The organism is Clostridium sp. UBA6640 (genome assembly GCF_002455975.1).
Taxonomy (GTDB): Bacteria; Bacillota; Clostridia; order Clostridiales; family Clostridiaceae; genus Clostridium_J.
Map to the genome: position 1 here is coordinate 19,392 of NZ_DKLM01000149.1, position 19,981 is coordinate 39,372.

The window sequence follows — 19,981 nt, forward strand, 5'->3', positions numbered from 1 at the left end:
TTTCAATCTATATTCCAAGCTTCTTTAGCTTATCATACCTTATTGTACTTACATTAGTTATACTGTTTTTCCTATTGAAATCTTGTATCCTAGGTTAATTATTAAATTATATAAAATGTTGACTTTTGATTTTCTTAATCGAGTAGTTATTGATTTTAGTGAATAAAAATTTCTTCTAAACCACATATATCCATCAAATAATTCTCCTGCACTCATATTTTTAGGTTTAAATGCTACTCTAGTTTTTCCATTATAATATGACCAATCATCAGTTAATAATCGTCCTTCTTCCTTTAACTGATAATACAATGGTGTTTTTGGTAGTGGCGTTAGTATACTAACTGTAACTCCATCAATGCCTAAGTAATTGCACATATCTAGAGTTGTTTTAAATACTTTCTTTGTATCAGTATCAAATCCAAATATTATTCCTGCTTGTACACAAATTCCATATTTATGAACAGAATCTATTAACTCCTTATATTTATCTACATTATTTACTCCCTTGTTTACACTCTGTAAAGTTTCTTTTGAAAAAGATTCTAATCCAACAAAGAAATAAATACATCCTGATTTTCGTGCTAAACTCAGCAATTCTTCATCTTTACATCTTTCTAAAGTAACCTGTGCTGCCCACTTTTTATTTAATTTGCTAAGTTCTTTTAATAATTCTTTTGCATATTCAATATCTCCAAAAAAATTATCATCCCAAAAAACAAAAAACTTACTTTTGCTATTTTTAATATCCTCTATTACTTCATTTATTGGCCTTTTCCTAAAGGAATCTTTATATATCTGCTTTAGATTACAATAAGCACAACTATAAGGGCATCCCCTCGTTGCAAATACTGCACCTTTAGTAAACCATCTTCTTTTTATTAAATCCCTCCTTGGTATTGGAATTCCCTCTAACGTTGGAGTATTTAAACATCTATATTCATTGTGATAATTTCCATAATAAAACTCTTCTAAAAATCTTGGCCAACTGTCCTCAGCTTCCCCCATAATTACTACATCACAGTGTTCTCTTACTTCCTCTGGCAAAAGAGTTGCATGAGGGCCTCCAAAAACAACTTTACTACCTTTACTTCTAAATGTTTTTGAAAGATTATAGCAATGAGGTGCATTTGCAGTATTAACTGTAATTACAACTAAGTCATAATACTTTTCAAAAGGTATTTTTTGATTATATTCATCTATTAATGTGATTTCATATTTATTTTCATCAATAAATGCTGCTAAATACGGCATTGTTATTTGTATAAAGTTATTTATCTGCCTTTTTCTAAATCTATTAATCTCCTTATTTTCAGGAGTTATCATTAATATGCTCTTTCTCATATACCCTCCAAATAATACTTTATTACCTATGTATTTTTATAAAGTCACTTTTTTAGTCTACTCATAACATCACATATCTTATGATAACACTTTTAATATAACCATTAGTATCATTAAGAAAAATCCCATAATTTCTTTCTTAAAATTACGGGATTTTTCATTTCTAACTATTTAATTGCAGTTGATTTATGACTTTAGTTTCCCGCGTCAAATAACTCATAGTTTTTAATTCACTACTTATTATTTTCAGCATAAAATTTAAAAGCTTCTCCAATAAATTTAGATGCACCATGGCCATATTTCTTATCAATTGCTTCTATAAAGCTAGGATTTGATAGATAGAGTTCTGCCATATATCCCAAATAATTATTTCCCTCATCTGCTTTGTAAAATTCATGACTTTTTTTAGTTTCATATGATATTTCTTCAACAACTTGTTGAATTTCCTTTGAAGTGGGATCTTTACTTAGGTCTGCCGCAAGCTTTTCATATAATTCTTCTAATTTAGGCTGCTTATTTCCCAAGTAATTTTTTAGAGCTTCTCCTATAAAATTAGACGCACCATGACCATACTTTTTATCAACTGCTTCTATCCATTCAGGGTGCACCAAATAAATTTTCACCATATAGTACCAATGATCATCCCCATTTTCCATTTTGAAAATTTCATAATCTTTCTTTGCTGTATTTGTTATTTCTCCAGCAATTTGTTGAATCTCCTTTGAAGAAGGATCTTTATTTAGGTCAGATACAAGCTTTTTATATAGTTCTTTCAATTTAGGATGCTTATCTTCTAAACAATCTTTTTTGAACTTATCATATTGTTCTGCCATAGTAATTAACATATCATTATTAAGACTTTTCTTTATAGCTTTAGCATATCTTTCAATACTTCCATATTGTTTTATAGCCCCTTTAGCAATTTTATATTCCTTAGATTTAATTTTTTCAATTAAATCATTATATTTATCTACACTACCGTAAATTTTAATTACCTTATCCTCATGTTCTGTTTTAAATTCTTCTAATACATTAAAATACTCACTCATATCAAATTCTTTAAAATTCATCATGCTTTCTCCTTTTAATGTTTTATTTATAAGCTCTATTAAACCATTCAATCTTTTGCGTTTTAATATAAGCAGCTTTTTCTGATTTTTTAGAGCTTGCATTTTATCAAAATATGGACTCATCATTATATCTTTAATTTCTTTTAAAGGTATATCAAGTTCTTTAAAAAATAAAATTTGCTGCAAAGTTTTAAGGGCTTCATCATCATAAAGCCTATAGCCTGCCTCTGTAATTTCACTTGGTTTTAACAGTCCTATTTCATCATAATAATGTAGTGCGCGCACACTTATTCCTGTCAAATCTGAAACTTGTTTCACTGTTCTCATTGCTACACCTCTAAATTTAATTTTAAAGCTATTAATACTATCTAACACTCCGTCGACTATGAGTTTCTGTTAATATATTCGAGCTCATTTTTATATTACACTATGACGTTGTGTTAGAGTCAACACCATTTTATATTAGCTGCCTATATCTATAATAAAAAATAAGAAGCTTTCCTACCATTAGATCATTCTCCTTGTTATTGTTAATATTTAATTCTATTTTTGCATATGGTATAATTTATTTATTATTTCAATTACTAGCAAATAAATCATATAAGGATGTGTTAATCTATGGGAGGTATTATAGTTTTAGTTATAATTTCTTTATTCTTATGCTTTGGTATACATGAATCGAGAAAGATTCGTACGCAAAAAAATAATATGTATAAAGTATTGGGTATTAACAAACGTGATGTTAAATGTAATCATAAATTTTTAGTTGCATATGGTATAAATAGCGACATAAATACAAAATGCACTTTAATACTTCATACAGATTATGTATTTATTATTTTACCAACAATCAATTATAGAATTTCAAAAGAACAATTAATAGGTGCTTCTTTATTTACTAATGATGAACTTGTACAAAGGAAAAATACTGAATCATCATTGGAGCATCGGATAGGTGTCTCTACTTATGGAAGACAAACAGAGGCAATTCTCGATGCACTTCGTCCAGCTACTAAGACGGTTAAAATTAAAATGAACTATATGCTTATTAGCTTTAATTCAAATGAAGGCCAAGAAGAGTCAATTATTTTAGCTCCAGAAACCGATAGTGATAATAATTTTATTAGACTAACCGTTGGAGCATTTAATGCAGTTTATAAAACAAAGCCAAAACCTATAAACTCGGAAGCTATCAGTTCAGAAACTGTTGATTTATAAGGCAAAAACCCTTGACATACGTCGAGGGTTTTAATGGTTGAGGGGAAACGTGACTTTTCAAATACTTCAACTACCCTTTGATACTTTAACAATTTTATTTATGCGGATCCTAGCTACCAACTGTATCTCAAAGTTTTTAAAACCTTCTGAAAATAGATCAGGTGTTGGTATTCGGTCATATAAGTTAATAGCATTATTAATATTTATAGCCTTACTTATAGAAAAAAGCTCAAAAAATAGCAGCCCCATCTCGCAATTGGAAAGCTACTATTTTTATAAACTAAAACTTAGTGATACCATCTGCCTAATCAACTACAATTGTAAAAAAGTAGAGTGCCCTAGCACTCTACTTTTTTATTTTTCTGTGTACCATTTTACTTAAATGAAAAACATAAAAATATAAAGACAAGATTCTTTGATTATTTCTATGGGGCACTGTGGTCAATAAGCTATAGAACTATAACTTTATGTATTGTTTTTTAATTTATCTGCATGTAACTTCTCTTATATATTTTCTTCTACTAATTAAATATAATACTATTTGAATTACAGTCCCTATTAAAAGTACTATTACAGATTTCCTAATTAGTAATTCTGTCATTCCAGAGTTAGATACTATTACGTATAAAAAATACATGCCTAGACTTCCCCCAACAATTATTGGTGCAAAGAAAGTTATAGATAATTCTTTACTGATTATTGTTCTTACTTCACTTTGTAAAATTCCTATTCTATCTAATGATATAATTCTTTCCTTTTCATCCTTTATATCATTAAATACTTTATAATATAATACTACTCCATTAGCAATAACAAAAAGTAGACCTATAAATATCATAGTAAATAACGTTATACCATTATTGTCGAATTGCATTTTAATAAGTTCTTCTCTATAAATTGGTCTATATGCTTCTATTGTTCCTCTTTCGTCATCTGTTATTTTTCCTCCAAATAAATTACCTTCATTCCAGTATGAGTTGTCTAAATTATTAACTTTCTTTAGATACCCTATTAGTTCATTAAATGCTACATCCTTATTTTTAACGTTCATTAAATGTAATTTTTTAACTGATTTTTCTGCAAAATTATTTTTTAATACTTCATAATCTTTATCATCAATAATTAATGCAGTCCCTGAGCTATATTCTCCTCCATGTCTATAATTTGTAAACTTAACGTTTTTCTCTTCTTTAATATTACTTTCTTTTATTTCCCAAGAAAAAGCTTCTCCAATGATACTATCCAGTACTTCTCTACTTAAGGTATAATTATGATCTTCCGATGCTCTAACCTCATCTCGTTTTTCTTCTGTAAGATTAGTTAAAATTGCCGTAGGATGTTCATATTCTAACCTTTCATTAAATACTGTTATATATAAAGCCTCATTAGTCTTAATATCTAAATTACTCTCCATATGCTTGTTGTAGTTTGATTCACTAATTACAGCTTCTGCACCATTCCAGAAGCTTAATACATCACCTTTTTCCCCAAATACAGGTACTTCCATATATTCTAATACATCGTAATTTTCTATTTCTCCATTAGCTTTATTTATTGCTTCTTCAAGATTTTCTTTATCTACTTTATTATACTTATCGCTTTCTACAAACATAATTTCAAATGGATTATCATTAGTTACATATTCCCTAGTTGATGCATAAATTGAATAGCTATATCCAACAAAGAACATGGCCCCAGCTACTAGTAATGAAAGTATATATAAAATGTTTTTGTATCCTAAAAATCTATGAGATAAATTTGATAATACTAATAAATTTTTATTATATATCTTAGGAAACTTACTAAACACTTCCTTAACTATAGCAATAAATGAACCCATTATTAAATATGGACAACTCATTATTATTACTACAAAAACTCCAATCATAAAAGGCTGCTCTTTAAATATTTCTTTTAATAATGTTTTAGGTAAACAATATAACGCTATTATTAATAATACTAATGATATTGCTCCAAGCAATACATTTGATTTACCAACTTCTTTTTTCTTATCTGCCTTTATAGCATCAATAATTGATACTTTTCTTATATAAATTGCATTAAAAATAAAATTGCATATAAATATTAATACAAATATTCCTCCACTTAATAAAAAACTTTTATAATTTAATTCATAAGGAATACTTATATCTGTTAATATTTCATTTAATCCCATGTAAAATAATCTACCAAATAAAGCTCCACTTAAAATACCTGTAACTAAAGAAGCTACCATTATACCTAAATTCTCAACAAATATTAACTTAGTTAAATCCTTTGTAGTCATTCCTAAAGTTAAATACACACCAAATTCTTTCCCTCTATTCTTAAGAAAAGATGTATTAGTATATGTAATAAATACTATTGAAAATATTATTACTCCTAATAAAGCTATATTAACTGTATCATGCAAAGAAGTCTTTCCTATATCCTCTAATATTGCTGGATTAAATATTAAACTACCATACATAAAAAGCATGGCAATAATTAGAGAGTTTACAAAATAAAATGATATATACTTATTAAAATTATGAGTAAAATTCTTGCGTACTATAGAAGAAAAAGTCATTAGTTTTCCCCTCCTATAACACTTTGAACTTCAAGTATTTTATCAAAAAATTTCTTTCTATCTCCATCTGATGTTATTTCCATTTTTATTTTACCATCTTTAATAAATATAATTCTTTTACAGAAAGAAGCTGCAAAAGGGTCGTGTGTTACCATTAGTACAGTACTATTTATTTCATTATTCATTTTACTTATTGTACTCATTATGCCATTTGCTGATTTTGAATCTAAATTTCCGGTTGGTTCATCGGCAAAAATAATATCTGGCTCATTAACTAATGCTCTAGCTGCTGCTACTCTTTGCTTTTGACCTCCTGAAATATGATAAGGATACTTTTTCTTTAAATCTAAAATGCTAAAAAAACTCATTAAGTTATTTACACTCTTTTCAATTTCTTTAGGATTTTTTTTATCTAAAATCAATGGTAAAGAAATGTTTTCTTCAAGCGTTAAGCTATCTAAAAGATTAAAGTCTTGAAATATATATCCTATATTTTTTCTTCTAAATAAAGCTAATTCATCCTTTTTCATCCTAATAATATCTTTATTACTTATAATAACCTGACCTGATGTGCTTTTATCTACTCCAGAAAGAATATTAAGTAAAGTAGTCTTGCCACTTCCACTAGGTCCCATTATTCCAACAAACTCACCTCTATTAATAATTAAATTTACTCCACCTAAAGCTGTAACTTCCTTTGATCCCTTGAAAGAATTATATACCTTAGTTAAATTTTCAACTTTTAAAGCTTCCATCTGCTTCTACCTCGCTTATATTATTATAGTGTGTTTATCTCCTACACATCTTATAATATAAGTATAAAGGAGAATCCAAGTTTCTTTAATGGATTCTCCTTACATAACCTTACACTTTTGAAAGGTTTCTATTTTGCTACATTAATAACCAACATTATCGTTTCTAAATATTATCTTAAACTCTGTTCCTATTCCTACTTGTGAATCTAAACTAATACCATGTCCTAATTTTTTAGATATTATCTTAACCATATAAAGTCCTATACCTGTTGAGCTTCTTTCTTTTCTCCCATTATTTCCTGTAAAAAATGGTTCAAATACTCTTAGTAAATCTTCTTTAGCAATGCCAATTCCCTCATCCTTAATTAAAAGCTCAATTTCTTCATTATTTTCAACTGCTGATATTTTTATTTTATTATCTCTTTTACTTTGAGAATATTTTATAGCATTGGATATTATCTGTTCTAGCATATATATACACCATTTTCTATCAGTATAGACATTTATACCATCATCTATATTCACAGTTGGAAATACCCCTTTATATATAAAATCTCTCTTTTTTGAGTTAACTACACTATTTATTATTTCCTTTAAATTACACGATGTAGTTATATAATCTCTTGAAAAATCATCTAATCTCAATACATTTAAGCACTCTTCTAAATTTTTTTTAAGAGTATTATTTTCTTCTTTTATATCTTGAATATACTTGTTACTTCCATTAACTAATTCATCTTGCTCACAAGCTAAATCTATTACAGTTATAGATGTTTTCATATTATGAATCCATTGAGAAAATAACTGCTCTCTTTCATTTATTTCCTGGCTTAATATATCACTTCTATTTAAATATTCTTTATGAATATTGCTAATTATATTTAAAATCTCCTCTTCATTAGAGCTTAAATTAGCATTATGATAATTAGGACTAACCTCACTATCTCTTAATTTTTCTTGAAAAACCTTATACTTAACAACCTCACCAATAAAATAAATAATGATTATAAAGGCACTTAGCATTAATGGGTATATACTTTCACTGTTTTCAAATAATAGATAATAAAACGTGATTATTATTAAAGTATTTATTATGAGTGTAATTAATTCTCTACTCTTAATCTTGACTACTTTAATTATCAATTCCATTAAATACATAACCCACTCCTCTTTTAGTTGCAATTACATTTTGAATGCCTAAATCATTTAATTTTTTCTTAACTCTAGTCATGTTTACAGTTAATGTATTATCATCTACAAAAATTGTATCATCCCATAACGCTTCAAGCATCTCTTCTCTCATTACTATTTTACCAGTATTACTTAACAGAATATTAAGTATTCTATATTCATTTTTGGTAAGCTCAATAATTTTGTCTTTATATTTTAATTTCATGCTTTCATGAATTAAATTTAGAGCACATTTATCTTTACTATTACCTTGCTGATTACTATCATATATATCTACATACTCATTCGTTCTTCGTAATAATGCATTTATCTTTGCAAGCAATATTCCAATTACAAAAGGTTTTGTTACATAATCATCTGCTCCTAGTTCCATTCCTCTTATTTGTTCTCCTTCATCACTTCTTGCAGATAATATAATCACTGGTGTTTTATATTTTTTTCTGATAACTCTTAAATAATAGAATCCATCAAACTTTGGTAGATTTATATCTAATATTATTAGGTTAGGATTAACTTCCTCAACTGTATTCATCACATTATTAAAATCCTCTATTATTGTGACCTTAAAATCATAAGCCTCTAAATATTGACTAATATACTCTTTTAATTTTATATCATCTTCAATTAATAAAATCTTCATATGTACCTCTCTATTCCACTTTATTGCCCTATTAATAATACTATATATAATTCTATTTTGGCTAAAGTATTTCATAAATCATCTAAATAAAAATTCCTCAACCACATTAAAGCTTATGATTGAGGAACTTTATACTCTACACATTATCTCTTATTTAATTATCCAAATTTAGTAAAAACCTTATTTATTTATGGCACGCTAAATCTGCACCAGTAAATCCATCTTTGATATCTACAAGCCATTTTATAGTACTTTCTGATAACTTCATACTAATATTGATCTTGGCATTCCATTACCCCCTATTATTGATTATAACTATAAATTAATTCATTTCCTCATTTGTATTATGCTAAATTATTAGTTTTCCTTTTCATTTTATTGTATCATTTTGTAACTTTTCCTAGAATTAAATTTATTAATAACTATGCTATACCAAAAAGATGGTCACTGCTAATTTGCAATAACCATCTTTTTATATTATCTACTTTATTCACTTATAGAATTTAATTCATTACATATACCATCTATTTCGTCATAACTACTTGTTATATCTATTATGCTATTATTAAGCTCGTCAATAGCTGCAAAAATTTCTTCCATAGCACTTGCAGTCGATTCTACAGCTTCACTAATATTATTTACTGAACTTAATGTATTTTTCATTGTACTTTCAAGCAATGCAGATTGTGATCCAACATTTCCTGAATAACTTAATACATTAGAGGTATTCCTATTAACATCTTTAAATAATTCTTTAACATCATTTGTATGCTCATTACATAACTCAATTGACTTTTCTTCTCTTAATATTTCTTCTGCAACTGTCTTTGTTTTATTAGATATATTATTCAATATTAATTCTATTTTATGTGTAGATATTTTTGAATCCTCAGCAAGTTTTCTTACTTCTTCTGCAACCACAGCAAAACCTCTTCCATGCTCTCCAGCTCTAGCTGCTTCTATTGATGCATTAAGAGCTAATAGATTCGTTTGCTCTGATACTTTTGTAATGCTATTGATAATATTAACTATTTCTTTATTTTCATCACTTAATTCATTTATCATGGACACTACACTTAGAATATTTGTATTTACCTTATTCATTTCTGAAGATAATATATCTACTTTGCTATTACCTTCTAATACAACATTTTCAGTTGACTTAGATAATTCCTCCATAGTTTTAATAGCATTCGTAACTTCTTCTACTTTTTCTACTCCACCCTCTATTGAAGATTTCATTCCAATCATTATATCCACTTCTTTGGCTGCACTATTAGCAACGTCGCTTGTAGAACTAGTTATTTCTTCTGCTATTTGTCCTGCCACAGAAATTCCACTTTTTATTTTCTCATTAGTTGATGTTAAAACTTTTATAGCACTATATATTTTTTCTAGCAACAACTCTGCTCTAGATTTAGCTTCTTCAGTAGCCTTATGAGTTTCTTCTAAGTCTCTATAAATACTTTTAGTGGTAATTGCATTAATTGATAATATAGCTGATCCTGCTATTATGTACCCTATATAAAATACTAATTCATAGTATTCTACGGAAGCAAACAGGGTTGTCTTATAGCCTGTGAAGAAATACACTACAAGTGCTACAGACAAAATTGCTTCAATAATTAATATCCTTAAATCTTGATATACACTCATTAATATAACGCCATAATATATCAAAATAAAATTAGCCCAATTTGGGTCTGATATAAACATTATACATATAACAACAGTGTACATCATTACCGTATAATACATCGTTTGAATAATGCATTTCTTTTTTATTAATATAAAATCGATTACAGCTAAAGGTATGGAAATCCCAACTAATATTAATATGGCATTCCTATCTACCTTTAAAATTATGTTAAAAATTGCTCTCAATACTACGGATGCTATAAATGCCGCCAACATTATTTTATTCTTCAATTCCGCATTTTTTTTATAATCCATCACTAATCCCCCCTATTTAATATTATATTATTATTCGTAATATTTCTATATAGCTTTATCATATTCTACATTTTTTGCACAATTTTCTTAATTTATTGAAATATTCTTCGATAATTATAAGTGGACAATTTAACAATATAAGTAAGGTGGCGATAAAATGAGTATAAAAGTTAAAAACATCAAGTATTACCATCCTAAAACAAGCTATTCTAATGAATATTTTTTGAAGCATTTTTCGGAGCAGAACGTAGATATTTCCGGGTTATTGAATGTTACTGGAAGAGAACAGAGATATATTTCTGAAGATCTTCATGAAAATTCTTTAACTATGGCTATAGAGGCTTGTAAAAAAGTAATAAGTACTGCAAATATAGATGTACAAGATATAAATTTAGTTGTATTTGTATCTTCTACACCAGAATATCTATCTCCTACAAATGCTGTTAAAATTCATGATGCTTTAGGTTTATCTAAGAATGCAAATGCATATGATATGAATGGTAATTGTTCAGGAATGATCATTGCAATGGATCAAGTCTGTAGAACAATGAAAAGTAATAACAGGATTAAATATAGCTTACTTGTAGGTTCAGATTTATCATTTAGATATTCAAGAAGATCAGAACCTATTACTTATGCTAATTTTGGAGAATCTGCATGTGCTGTTTTACTAGAAAACACTGAAGATAACATATCAGATTTCATAGATAGTTCATCTTACGTAGATAGTTCATTAAACTGCTATATAAAATTTCCTTATGATGGCCTTTCTAAGATATTACCAATAGATGGAGATGCACCAAAAGATAATAGACTAATAGAATGGCTAAATTTTAATACAGATGATGCATTCGCAAGTTCTGTTGATTCAATAAATGAAATACTAGGACGAAATAATCTAACTAAAAATGATGTTAAATTATATTGCTTATCTCAATTTGCAAAGAAAAATATTGATATGATAAGAGAGACTTTAGAAGAGCCAGAACACAAATTTCCATTTGTAGGTGACAGATTTGGATATACAAGTGTTACAAGCCCATTTATGGCCTTAGCGGATTCTGTTTCAAATGGTAATCTTAAACGTGGAGATTATGTTATTTTATGGACAGTTGGAGCTGGTGTAGTTGCTTCATGTATACTACTTAGATATTAATATTAGATTACAAAGTCAGATGTAAACTTTTTGATTTAAATTGAGTACTAGCCTTCTATAGGCTAAAAAAGCTGTAGTTTTATCTACAGCTTTTTAACAATTTGTATTTAAATGCTATTTATGCAAATCCCTATAGTATTTTGGATATTTATCACTTTTATTTTTATCACAAATGCTTATTGCCTTTTCCTTATTAAGTGGCAGCATACCCTCTGATTGCTTAAATACTTCTCTATTCACCTTCTGAGCAAAGCACCCTATTTTAGGTTTACCAATATAATTTTTCATTTCAATCCAAAGGCTTTTTATAGATTCTTCTTTTACATTTCCAAATTTCATAGGTACAAAATCACAAGGATACAACTCTCCTGAAGCACTTATATAGGAATGTTGATTTCCTGCACCGCAACCAAATTTCCCTTCACTTTCTGTATACGCAAAACTTGTTATCTTAGGTAAATCACTTCTTTTATTTGCCTTATGCTGTATTTTTATAAGCTTTTCTCTATCGCTTTCATCATAAAACACATTGTTTAATTGCTTTTCAGTTAAAAGATTTCCGCTTAATATAGGCTCTAGTATTTTTACTTCATGGGCACCATTATCTTTTGCAAGCTTAAATAGCCTAAACAGTTTTTCTTCATCAATGTTCTCCTTTAGTATAACTGTTTGTGCCATAGTATATAGCCCTGCCTTATTTGCATTTCTAAGTGCCTCAAGTGCATAATCAAAAGCATTTTCACTGTTTCTATTCTTATTATGCTTCTCTTTATCATAGGAATCTAAGCTTATTCCTATACCAAATAGCCCACTATCCTTTAATTTTTTTGCTTTTTCATAGCTTAAATTAAAGCCGCTAGTAAACAAAATTGATGTGCTTCTACTATCTATAGCCCTTATAATATCAAATATATCCTCACGTACTAAGGGTTCTCCTCCTGTTATTCCAATAATAGGCACATTCATATCTTGAAGCTCACTTATAACCCTAACCCATTCTTCCTTTGTTAATTCCTTTTCCGCTGCCCTATTTTTTGCACTGCAATAAAGACAATTATTAGGGCATTTATTTGTTACACATAAGTACATAGATATAGGTGCAGTTCTTTTAGCATACATTTGCTTTGTAAATATATTTATAGGTTCATCTACTGCTAAGATATTTTGTATAAATGATTTAGTTGGAAAAGGTGGAAAAAAGGTGCTCAATATGTATTTATCCTCATGCTTTACTATCTTTTCTCCCTCTAGAATACCCTTCATCATTTTTATGTATTTTAATAGAGTGAAATTCTCATCTTCTTTTAAAATATTATAAATTTCTAATATGCCCTTTAGAACATTTTTATCTATAGCCATCTTTGTCATGATTTTTAAATTATTAATACTCATTTATTTCTATTCCTTCCTAAAGATACCATATGCAAATTTATGATTTATCTCATACATTCCATTTTTATATTTTTCTTTTTTTATTTTTTCAATTATTAAAGGTTTAACTTCATTGTAGTTGTTAAAAATTTTTCTAGTTCCTGCTGCTGCCCCAGTTATATTCAGCCACTGTAAAAGCTCCTCTGGCTCTTTAAAATTAAAGAAAACCTCGCCTTCTTCTACCTCCAAAGCTTTAAATCCGTATTGGCTGCACCATTTAACTAATCCGTTCTTTCCTTTAGGTAAATTCAATTTTATATCCATAGGCTTAATTACTTCCTTTTGTTTCTCATTCATAACCTTTAAAAAAATACTTTCTATTTTATCCAAGGTTCCTTCAACATTTGTGATTATTGCTAATATGCCTCCTGGTTTTAAAACTCTATTAAAAAGTTCTAATAGCTCATTATGTTCAAAATAAGAAAGTGCCCAACCAAAAAATATAACATCATATTTTTCATTAGTAGTTTTTAAAAATTCAATACCATCACTCTGAATAGCTGTCACTCTAGAATCATTGATATTCAAAAGCTTTTCAAGCATTTTATTTGACTGGTCTACAGAAGTAATTTTATATTTTACAGATTTATTTAATAAACTTTTTGTTATGTAGCCTGTCCCACAAGCGAAATCGAGTATTTTTAATTCACTATCTGTTTCTATGTACTTTGAATGTATAATATTGTCTGTATATCTACTCATTTCTTTAAGCCAAAAATGATATGTCTCTGAAACTTTATCATACTCTTCTTTATAGTCATCCTTGTTTACAACTTCTTTTTTTATAAGCTTATATCCAAGCTTGGAGTAGAACCATATTTTATTTATCATCTTTTCTCTCCTACAAATATAAAATAATACCCCTTATCATAAACCTTTTGTATGTAAAAACATTCCTTTAATAAACTCCTAACTTCATCTCTAGTTCTAAAAAATAATCGTCCAAATAGAGTAAATTCAAATGCTCTCAGTAATTTTGTTTTTATGTGCTTTCTATGAAAGTCCATCATAACTATCTTCCCACCATGCTTTAATATTCTATTTACTTCAACTATAAGGTCTTTTTGTTCTTTAATATGATGGAAAACATCACTTAATATTACTATATCAATAGAATTGTCCTCAAATGGAGCTTTCAGAGCATTTCCCCTTATGCACACCAAATTTTCCCCTTGATTTACCATTGAAAGCATCTTCTCACTTTCATCAAGTACATATACAGTCTTACAACTATTACAAATATACTTAGCTAACTTTCCAGTTCCCCCACCTATATCTACAATTACATCATGTTTATTAATATTTGCAGCAGACTTTATTTCTTCATGTTTATATAAATTAAACATAGCCATAAATTTATCATAATGCTTGTAAACCTTATCAAAATCTTTTATGTCTTTCATAAGCACCCCTCCCTCAGCAGTTAACATTGTAAGCCATTATCAGTAGCTCCTTTAGCTTTATATCCTGTACCTACATTTTAAGTAAATTATGCAAATACTTTATCACTTTATTATACCGCAGTTATATGTATATATAGTATATTTAAAATATTTTTTAAAAGAGCTTATATTTTAGATAGTTATTGCAACATTTAATGTTCTAATCACTAGAAGAGGCTGCCGATTTCATCATTAAAAACTACTAAATTAAAGCTACTATCTCTGACCTTTTGTATTCAAGTTTTAACTATATTTTTATATAAATATAGCTAGTAAAACTTAATTAATTTTACTAGCTACTTTTGTAATATAGTATTTGTCCAATTAGGCATTTATACATTGAAATTATGTAATAAACTAATAATACTTTTAATATCGTCACTTTAATTCAGAATTTCCCTTATAGTAAATATCTAAAATCACAATATCTACTCCCATTTGCAATAGTACCAGTTCGTGATAATTTAATTCCCATTATTTCCGCTGTTAAATAATCGAATTTGCACAAATACTTAGCTAAACTTTCTACATTTTCATCTTTACATAATTTACATATACCACATTCTAAATAATCAACACCATAATCATATTCCTTACATTTTGGATATACCTTTGCCACCCAAGTATTTTTATATTTGAGTACGTCTATATTTTCAGACCATAATAAACGTTTTTCATACATACTCTCGCTTAAGTATCTTTTAGCACTTGGATTTAATGCTTTGAAAATTTTTGATTTTCTAAGTCCATCTTCCATTAAAGAATAGCATTCATCAGCACTTGCATATGATTCCATAGATCTACATAACGCAATAAAATATGCACATGTAATATATGGCGACTTCATTCTATCTTTCGGACCTAATTCACCTGCTCTAGCAATAATACTTTTATATTCATCATATACTTTTTTTAATAATATTTGACCTTTTTCCATTCCTGCCATGCTTAAAACTTTCTTTTTACAAACCTGTATAAATAATTTTCCTTCAAGTATACACATTATATCAAATTTCATATATCCCCCTATTTTTTTACACTTTAAAACTTCTATTAGTCTAGTGTACTTTACTAATATTTCCCAAATTAGTTACAGAATAAGCCAATAATACTTTAATCCCATTTGCTTACTTTCTATCTCTTAAGCATCGCTCTTTATTTTGATTTTCAATAAATATGCTTATTTTCTTCCGTATGTAATAAGCAACCCTTGTACTTTTAAAAATGATTTTCTACTTTCAGTATTTCTAAAATATTCCGCTATTTTAGATTGCATTTTAATGTAGGCTTCTGCCTCAGCCCTATCAATTCCTCGATTCATAAATAATTCAATAGTGCTTTCCCGACTAGACATGCTAAAGGATTCGTCCCATCCATTGATTTCAATAAAGTCCTGTACCTTCTCCTCATAATCCTGTGTATCAGGGTTTACATACATCACTCTGTCATTCATACGAATATCAATATCCTTTAAGCCCAACTGTTGCATATAAAATGGTAACCGCATTCCGATTGCGTAATCTCTACCTTCACATTCCAATTCTTTCTTCCACACCTTATGAAAATCGAAGGCTGTGCAAAGATAATCATAACTAATGTCATCAAAATATAATCCATTATTTTCAAACTCTCGATTGACATCTACACAAGCAACAATGCCATCTTTCTTAACGGAAGCCACCATTTTTTTTAATACTTCCATCGGTTTGTTCATATGTCGCAAGCCGGCCTGACAAATAGCTATATCATATTTTTTATCTATTTCAAGAGAATATATATCTGATACGATGAAATTTGCATTAACCTCCATATCATTAAAACTTAATTTAGCTCTATTGATAAAATATTCATTATCAACCCCTGTATAGGTACTTCCATTAGGTAAAAACTCAAGCAACTGCTTTCCTAAGTAACCTTCTCCACACCTAAATTCAATAACATCAATTGGCGATTCTACATGCCAAACATTTTTTACAAGAAATCTTAGATAGTCATCGTTCCAAAAATATTTTCTATTTTTATAAAGCTTATCCGTCTTTCCATTCCAACTATCACGATTATCTGAATTCCTTGGTATGTATGCCTGATGTTGCAGTGGTTTTAGCCCTAATAATTCATCTACAGAAACATTAAAATACTCAGCTATACTTGGCAATAGGGTAATATCAGGCATCGTCGTGCCAGTCTCTCATTTGCTAACTGATTGAAATGATACACTTAATACATCTGCCAAATCTTGCTGCCCTATCCCTTTAGATTTCCTCAATTCTGCAATTTTAAGTTTAACTGTTGTCATATAATGACCTCCTTAAATTTAATAACTTAATGCTAACATAGGCATTCAGTCAAACCTATAACGCAACCTGCGAATCAACTCGCATATTAGTTGAAAAAATAATTTTTCACTTTATTACATCCTGATAAATCATATCCACTATTTCATTTAAGCTTAATTCTTTATTTAGACATACCTCTGGAATGATACCTAACAAATCTTTTTCATTCCACCATCTTCTCATTTCATTTTCTCCAAATTCATGTGCATTAGGTTTTTGTTTATGTCGATTTAAGGTTTCTTCAAAAGGTATATCGAAGTAATATGCAAAAATTTGATCACCAAATTCGTCAAGTAAATTTTCAAATAGCTTTCTATACCACTCTGAATTTAAAATTCCTTCTAAAATTACAATATTACAATGTTTTTTCCCATATAGTGCAAGTTCATTTAATAATTTGCTTGCTTCTGTATCAGGTCCATCTTTCACAAATAGCATTTCTCTTCTAACAACATCTTGTGAAATCAGCATTGTACCATGTCCAAATTTCTTTTGTAATGCCTTACCTGTTGTAGTTTTACCGCTTCCTGAATTGCCCCTTAGTATTATTAACTTTATTAACTTATCCATCTACTATATATTTCCTTTCAAATTGATTAAATCATATTTCATCCTATATTTAAAAGGCATATTAGCACCGCCTCATCTACCATTAACTGTAACACTTTTTGTAAATATTGTATATTAAAATCATTTTATTACTTATGACACGGTATTTCTACTTATATGAATAGCTTTAGGCAAGTTATATCGACCCCTAAGTCTATTTTCTACTTTTATTTATAGCAGCGTTCTTCCTATCACCTCTAAGTTTTTCTTTACTTTATTCTCCTATATATTTTCTACATAATTAGATATCATTCTAAAGTATTATTAGGAATTCTCAATTCAAAATCTAAACCATTAGAATAATCCTCATTAAACTTATACTATAAATTGTCTATCTTAATACTAATGTAAAACTCATGCCTTCCTTTTCACATTCTGAAAAAATTTCTCCATCCATCTTTTTCATTATATATTTGCATATGTAAAGTCCTAAACCATTTCCTTGTTTGTCTTTTGCATTGCTAGCCCTATAGAAGCTATCAAAAATATGATTGAATTCATTTGGACTTATTGTTTCTCCACTATTGAATATTTTAATAAGCTGGCAGTAATCTTCTTCATAAAAAGATATTTTTATTTTCTTACCATCACCATACTTAAATGCATTTTCTATTATATTTCCTATAACTTCAAACGATCTATCTAAATCACCTTTAACTAATTTATTATTGTAATCTCCCACGATAAAATCTATCATTTTCAAAATACATTTTTCTTTATAAGTTACTATTACTTTATCTATTAAATCCTTTAGATAAAACTCACTATTATTAACTTCAATTTCAATGATATCTTCACTTGATGTTTTTATTATTTCTTTTATAAAGTTTTCTATTTCTAATGATTTTTCTTGTATTTGTTTTGCTGCTAATATTTTCTTCTCATTAGTATCATAGATTTCATCTTCTATAGCCTTTGCATAAAGCTTTATTGTGTTTAATGGTGTTTTTATATCATGTGAAATTGAAAGTAATAAAAGCTTCTTTTCCTTTTCAAGCTTAAGTTCTTTTATTTTATGATAATCTAGATTTTCTCTAAGTACATTAATTCCCCAAACAAACTTACCAAAATATCTATTTTTATTTTCTTTAAGCCCCTCCTTAAGATTACCTTTTGATAACTCGTAAGGCATTTCACTTAGAATATTAAAAGGCTTAAGAATTGAATTTCTAACATACAATAAAACTGATATTATTATTGCTTCAAATATAAATAACATAATTTCTACTTTGAATAAAATACTATTGTCAAGATTCCTACTTACATAATTAAATCTTAAATAACCTAATAATTTATCTCCATCATACCAAGGTTTAATTTCATATTGTAATCCATTTCTACTTTTATAAAATTCATCAATATCACCTTTGCTCGCCTGTGCAGACTGAGGTAAAAATGATACTGATTTTACAAATTCATAAGAAATTAAGTCAGGCTCAGCAAAGGATACCCCCTCTACTAAGCCTAAATATATTTTGTTTATTTCTACCTTATATTCGCTACTTGATTTGTTATTTATGCCTCTAAGTAATGCAAGTAGTCCCAGTGAAATTACTAAATAAATCAAAACAGTACTAGCGATTACTTTATCAAATTTCTTCATACTTATACCCTACTCCCCAAAGAGTTACAATTCTTTTGGGCCTCTTTGGATTTTCTTCAATCTTATCCCTAAGCATCTTTATATGGACAGTTAGTGTTTGATTTTCACTAAAACTCTCTAATCCCCAAATCTTATTAAATAGGTAATCCTTACTTAATGTTTTACCAGGATTCTCTACAAGTATAAGTAATAGTTCAAACTCCTTTGATGTCATGCTTAATAATTTCCCATTAATATACACTTCATTTGCTTCTTTATTAATTGAAATAGCACCTGAATCTATAATTGTGCGTTTTGCTTTAAGCTCATAGTTTCTTTTCATTAATGCTGAAACCTTGGCCCCTAAAATATCAATGTCTACTGGCTTTTCAATATAATCATCTGCACCAAGTGTAAAGCCGTTAATCTTGTCCTCTTTATCAACCCTTGCACTTATTATTATAATTGGTATATTATGATTTTTTCTAATGCTAGAGCATACTGTAAAACCATCTATACCAGGAAGCATTATATCTAAAAGCACAATCTTAGCAACATCCTTTTCAAGAAATTCTAATGCCCTTTCTCCACTTTCTACATTTATAATGCTAAATCCATCTTTTTTTAAGAAAGCACAAATCAAACCTGCAAGTTCTAAATTATCTTCTACTAGAAGTAGATCTACCAT

The 19,981-nt window shown here is 28.2% G+C and carries 17 protein-coding genes; 2 read left to right on the top strand and 15 right to left on the bottom strand.

Annotation, left to right across the window (positions count from 1 at the left end; all coding sequences use genetic code 11):
- Positions 1 to 57 precede the first annotated feature (57 nt).
- A complete protein-coding gene (locus B2W91_RS16890) occupies positions 58 to 1,341 on the bottom strand; it encodes a B12-binding domain-containing radical SAM protein (protein WP_291583056.1) in 1,284 nt (427 codons plus the stop codon).
- A 233-nt stretch (positions 1,342 to 1,574) separates the two neighbouring features.
- The gene (locus B2W91_RS16895) at positions 1,575 to 2,738 is read right to left on the bottom strand and encodes a MerR family transcriptional regulator (RefSeq protein ID WP_291583058.1); all 1,164 of its coding nucleotides are present in this window, start codon (positions 2,736 to 2,738) and stop codon (positions 1,575 to 1,577) included.
- A 291-nt stretch (positions 2,739 to 3,029) separates the two neighbouring features.
- Here B2W91_RS16895 and B2W91_RS16900 point away from each other — a divergent pair, with 291 nt between their 5' ends.
- Positions 3,030 to 3,629 (top strand): hypothetical protein, encoded by a 600-nt coding sequence (locus B2W91_RS16900; protein WP_291583060.1) that lies wholly within the window; start codon positions 3,030 to 3,032, stop codon positions 3,627 to 3,629.
- A 484-nt stretch (positions 3,630 to 4,113) separates the two neighbouring features.
- Here B2W91_RS16900 and B2W91_RS16905 read toward each other — a convergent pair whose 3' ends face one another.
- From B2W91_RS16905 to B2W91_RS16925, 5 genes are all read right to left on the bottom strand, one after another.
- Positions 4,114 to 6,198, bottom strand: a complete 2,085-nt coding sequence (locus B2W91_RS16905; protein WP_291583062.1) for an ABC transporter permease — start codon at positions 6,196 to 6,198, stop codon at positions 4,114 to 4,116.
- Positions 6,198 to 6,953, bottom strand: a complete 756-nt coding sequence (locus tag B2W91_RS16910) for an ABC transporter ATP-binding protein (RefSeq protein WP_291583064.1) — start codon at positions 6,951 to 6,953, stop codon at positions 6,198 to 6,200. The genes B2W91_RS16905 and B2W91_RS16910 overlap by 1 nt, the downstream gene beginning before the upstream one ends.
- A 141-nt stretch (positions 6,954 to 7,094) precedes the next feature.
- Complete coding sequence (locus tag B2W91_RS16915) at positions 7,095 to 8,111, bottom strand: sensor histidine kinase (RefSeq protein WP_291583066.1); 1,017 nt, start codon at positions 8,109 to 8,111, stop codon at positions 7,095 to 7,097.
- Positions 8,086 to 8,784: a response regulator transcription factor gene (locus B2W91_RS16920; RefSeq protein WP_291583068.1), complete on the bottom strand. Its 699-nt coding sequence runs from the start codon at positions 8,782 to 8,784 to the stop codon at positions 8,086 to 8,088. Before B2W91_RS16920 ends, B2W91_RS16915 begins: the two co-directional genes overlap by 26 nt.
- Positions 8,785 to 9,270: 486 nt before the next feature.
- Positions 9,271 to 10,737, bottom strand: a complete 1,467-nt coding sequence (locus tag B2W91_RS16925) for a methyl-accepting chemotaxis protein (RefSeq protein WP_291583070.1) — start codon at positions 10,735 to 10,737, stop codon at positions 9,271 to 9,273.
- Positions 10,738 to 10,894: 157 nt separating this feature from the next.
- On the opposite strand from B2W91_RS16925, the gene B2W91_RS16930 reads away from it, so the two are divergent.
- Complete coding sequence (locus B2W91_RS16930) at positions 10,895 to 11,893, top strand: ketoacyl-ACP synthase III (protein WP_291583072.1); 999 nt, start codon at positions 10,895 to 10,897, stop codon at positions 11,891 to 11,893.
- A gap of 114 nt (positions 11,894 to 12,007) precedes the next feature.
- On the opposite strand, the gene B2W91_RS16935 is transcribed toward B2W91_RS16930, so the two are convergent.
- The 8 genes from B2W91_RS16935 to B2W91_RS16975 all read right to left on the bottom strand — a co-directional run bounded on the left by B2W91_RS16935 (position 12,008) and on the right by B2W91_RS16975 (position 19,981).
- Positions 12,008 to 13,285, bottom strand: coding sequence for a radical SAM/SPASM domain-containing protein (locus tag B2W91_RS16935; protein ID WP_291583074.1), 1,278 nt, complete (start codon positions 13,283 to 13,285; stop codon positions 12,008 to 12,010).
- Positions 13,286 to 13,291: 6 nt separating this feature from the next.
- The gene (locus B2W91_RS16940; RefSeq protein WP_291583077.1) at positions 13,292 to 14,155 is read right to left on the bottom strand and encodes a class I SAM-dependent methyltransferase; all 864 of its coding nucleotides are present in this window, start codon (positions 14,153 to 14,155) and stop codon (positions 13,292 to 13,294) included.
- Positions 14,152 to 14,727, bottom strand: a complete 576-nt coding sequence (locus B2W91_RS16945) for a class I SAM-dependent methyltransferase (RefSeq protein ID WP_291583078.1) — start codon at positions 14,725 to 14,727, stop codon at positions 14,152 to 14,154. The genes B2W91_RS16940 and B2W91_RS16945 overlap by 4 nt, the downstream gene beginning before the upstream one ends.
- Positions 14,728 to 15,166: 439 nt before the next feature.
- Complete coding sequence (locus B2W91_RS16950; protein ID WP_291583079.1) at positions 15,167 to 15,784, bottom strand: L-2-amino-thiazoline-4-carboxylic acid hydrolase; 618 nt, start codon at positions 15,782 to 15,784, stop codon at positions 15,167 to 15,169.
- A 162-nt stretch (positions 15,785 to 15,946) separates the two neighbouring features.
- Complete coding sequence (locus B2W91_RS16955; protein ID WP_291583080.1) at positions 15,947 to 16,939, bottom strand: class I SAM-dependent methyltransferase; 993 nt, start codon at positions 16,937 to 16,939, stop codon at positions 15,947 to 15,949.
- Positions 16,940 to 17,168: 229 nt separating this feature from the next.
- The gene (locus B2W91_RS16965) at positions 17,169 to 17,672 is read right to left on the bottom strand and encodes a kinase (RefSeq protein WP_291583083.1); all 504 of its coding nucleotides are present in this window, start codon (positions 17,670 to 17,672) and stop codon (positions 17,169 to 17,171) included.
- Between the two features lie 370 nt (positions 17,673 to 18,042).
- Positions 18,043 to 19,314 (bottom strand): sensor histidine kinase, encoded by a 1,272-nt coding sequence (locus tag B2W91_RS16970; protein ID WP_291583085.1) that lies wholly within the window; start codon positions 19,312 to 19,314, stop codon positions 18,043 to 18,045.
- Entirely contained in the window at positions 19,301 to 19,981 is a 681-nt protein-coding gene (locus B2W91_RS16975) for a response regulator transcription factor (protein WP_291583087.1), read from the bottom strand. The genes B2W91_RS16970 and B2W91_RS16975 overlap by 14 nt, the downstream gene beginning before the upstream one ends.

What these genes read in the sequence shown, in the direction of transcription:
- B2W91_RS16915 (WP_291583066.1), bottom strand. Translation starts at nt 8,111, where the DNA reads ATGTATTTAATGGAATTGATAATTAAAGTAGTCAAGATTAAGAGTAGA.
- B2W91_RS16900 (WP_291583060.1), top strand. Translation starts at nt 3,030, where the DNA reads ATGGGAGGTATTATAGTTTTAGTTATAATTTCTTTATTCTTATGCTTT.
- B2W91_RS16965 (WP_291583083.1), bottom strand. Translation starts at nt 17,672, where the DNA reads ATGGATAAGTTAATAAAGTTAATAATACTAAGGGGCAATTCAGGAAGC.
- B2W91_RS16950 (WP_291583079.1), bottom strand. Translation starts at nt 15,784, where the DNA reads ATGAAATTTGATATAATGTGTATACTTGAAGGAAAATTATTTATACAG.
- B2W91_RS16975 (WP_291583087.1), bottom strand. Translation starts at nt 19,981, where the DNA reads ATGGTAGATCTACTTCTAGTAGAAGATAATTTAGAACTTGCAGGTTTG.
- B2W91_RS16935 (WP_291583074.1), bottom strand. Translation starts at nt 13,285, where the DNA reads ATGAGTATTAATAATTTAAAAATCATGACAAAGATGGCTATAGATAAA.
- B2W91_RS16890 (WP_291583056.1), bottom strand. Translation starts at nt 1,341, where the DNA reads ATGAGAAAGAGCATATTAATGATAACTCCTGAAAATAAGGAGATTAAT.
- B2W91_RS16895 (WP_291583058.1), bottom strand. Translation starts at nt 2,738, where the DNA reads ATGAGAACAGTGAAACAAGTTTCAGATTTGACAGGAATAAGTGTGCGC.
- B2W91_RS16955 (WP_291583080.1), bottom strand. Translation starts at nt 16,939, where the DNA reads ATGCCTGATATTACCCTATTGCCAAGTATAGCTGAGTATTTTAATGTT.
- B2W91_RS16940 (WP_291583077.1), bottom strand. Translation starts at nt 14,155, where the DNA reads ATGATAAATAAAATATGGTTCTACTCCAAGCTTGGATATAAGCTTATA.
- B2W91_RS16930 (WP_291583072.1), top strand. Translation starts at nt 10,895, where the DNA reads ATGAGTATAAAAGTTAAAAACATCAAGTATTACCATCCTAAAACAAGC.
- B2W91_RS16905 (WP_291583062.1), bottom strand. Translation starts at nt 6,198, where the DNA reads ATGACTTTTTCTTCTATAGTACGCAAGAATTTTACTCATAATTTTAAT.
- B2W91_RS16920 (WP_291583068.1), bottom strand. Translation starts at nt 8,784, where the DNA reads ATGAAGATTTTATTAATTGAAGATGATATAAAATTAAAAGAGTATATT.
- B2W91_RS16910 (WP_291583064.1), bottom strand. Translation starts at nt 6,953, where the DNA reads ATGGAAGCTTTAAAAGTTGAAAATTTAACTAAGGTATATAATTCTTTC.
- B2W91_RS16945 (WP_291583078.1), bottom strand. Translation starts at nt 14,727, where the DNA reads ATGAAAGACATAAAAGATTTTGATAAGGTTTACAAGCATTATGATAAA.
- B2W91_RS16925 (WP_291583070.1), bottom strand. Translation starts at nt 10,737, where the DNA reads ATGGATTATAAAAAAAATGCGGAATTGAAGAATAAAATAATGTTGGCG.
- B2W91_RS16970 (WP_291583085.1), bottom strand. Translation starts at nt 19,314, where the DNA reads ATGAAGAAATTTGATAAAGTAATCGCTAGTACTGTTTTGATTTATTTA.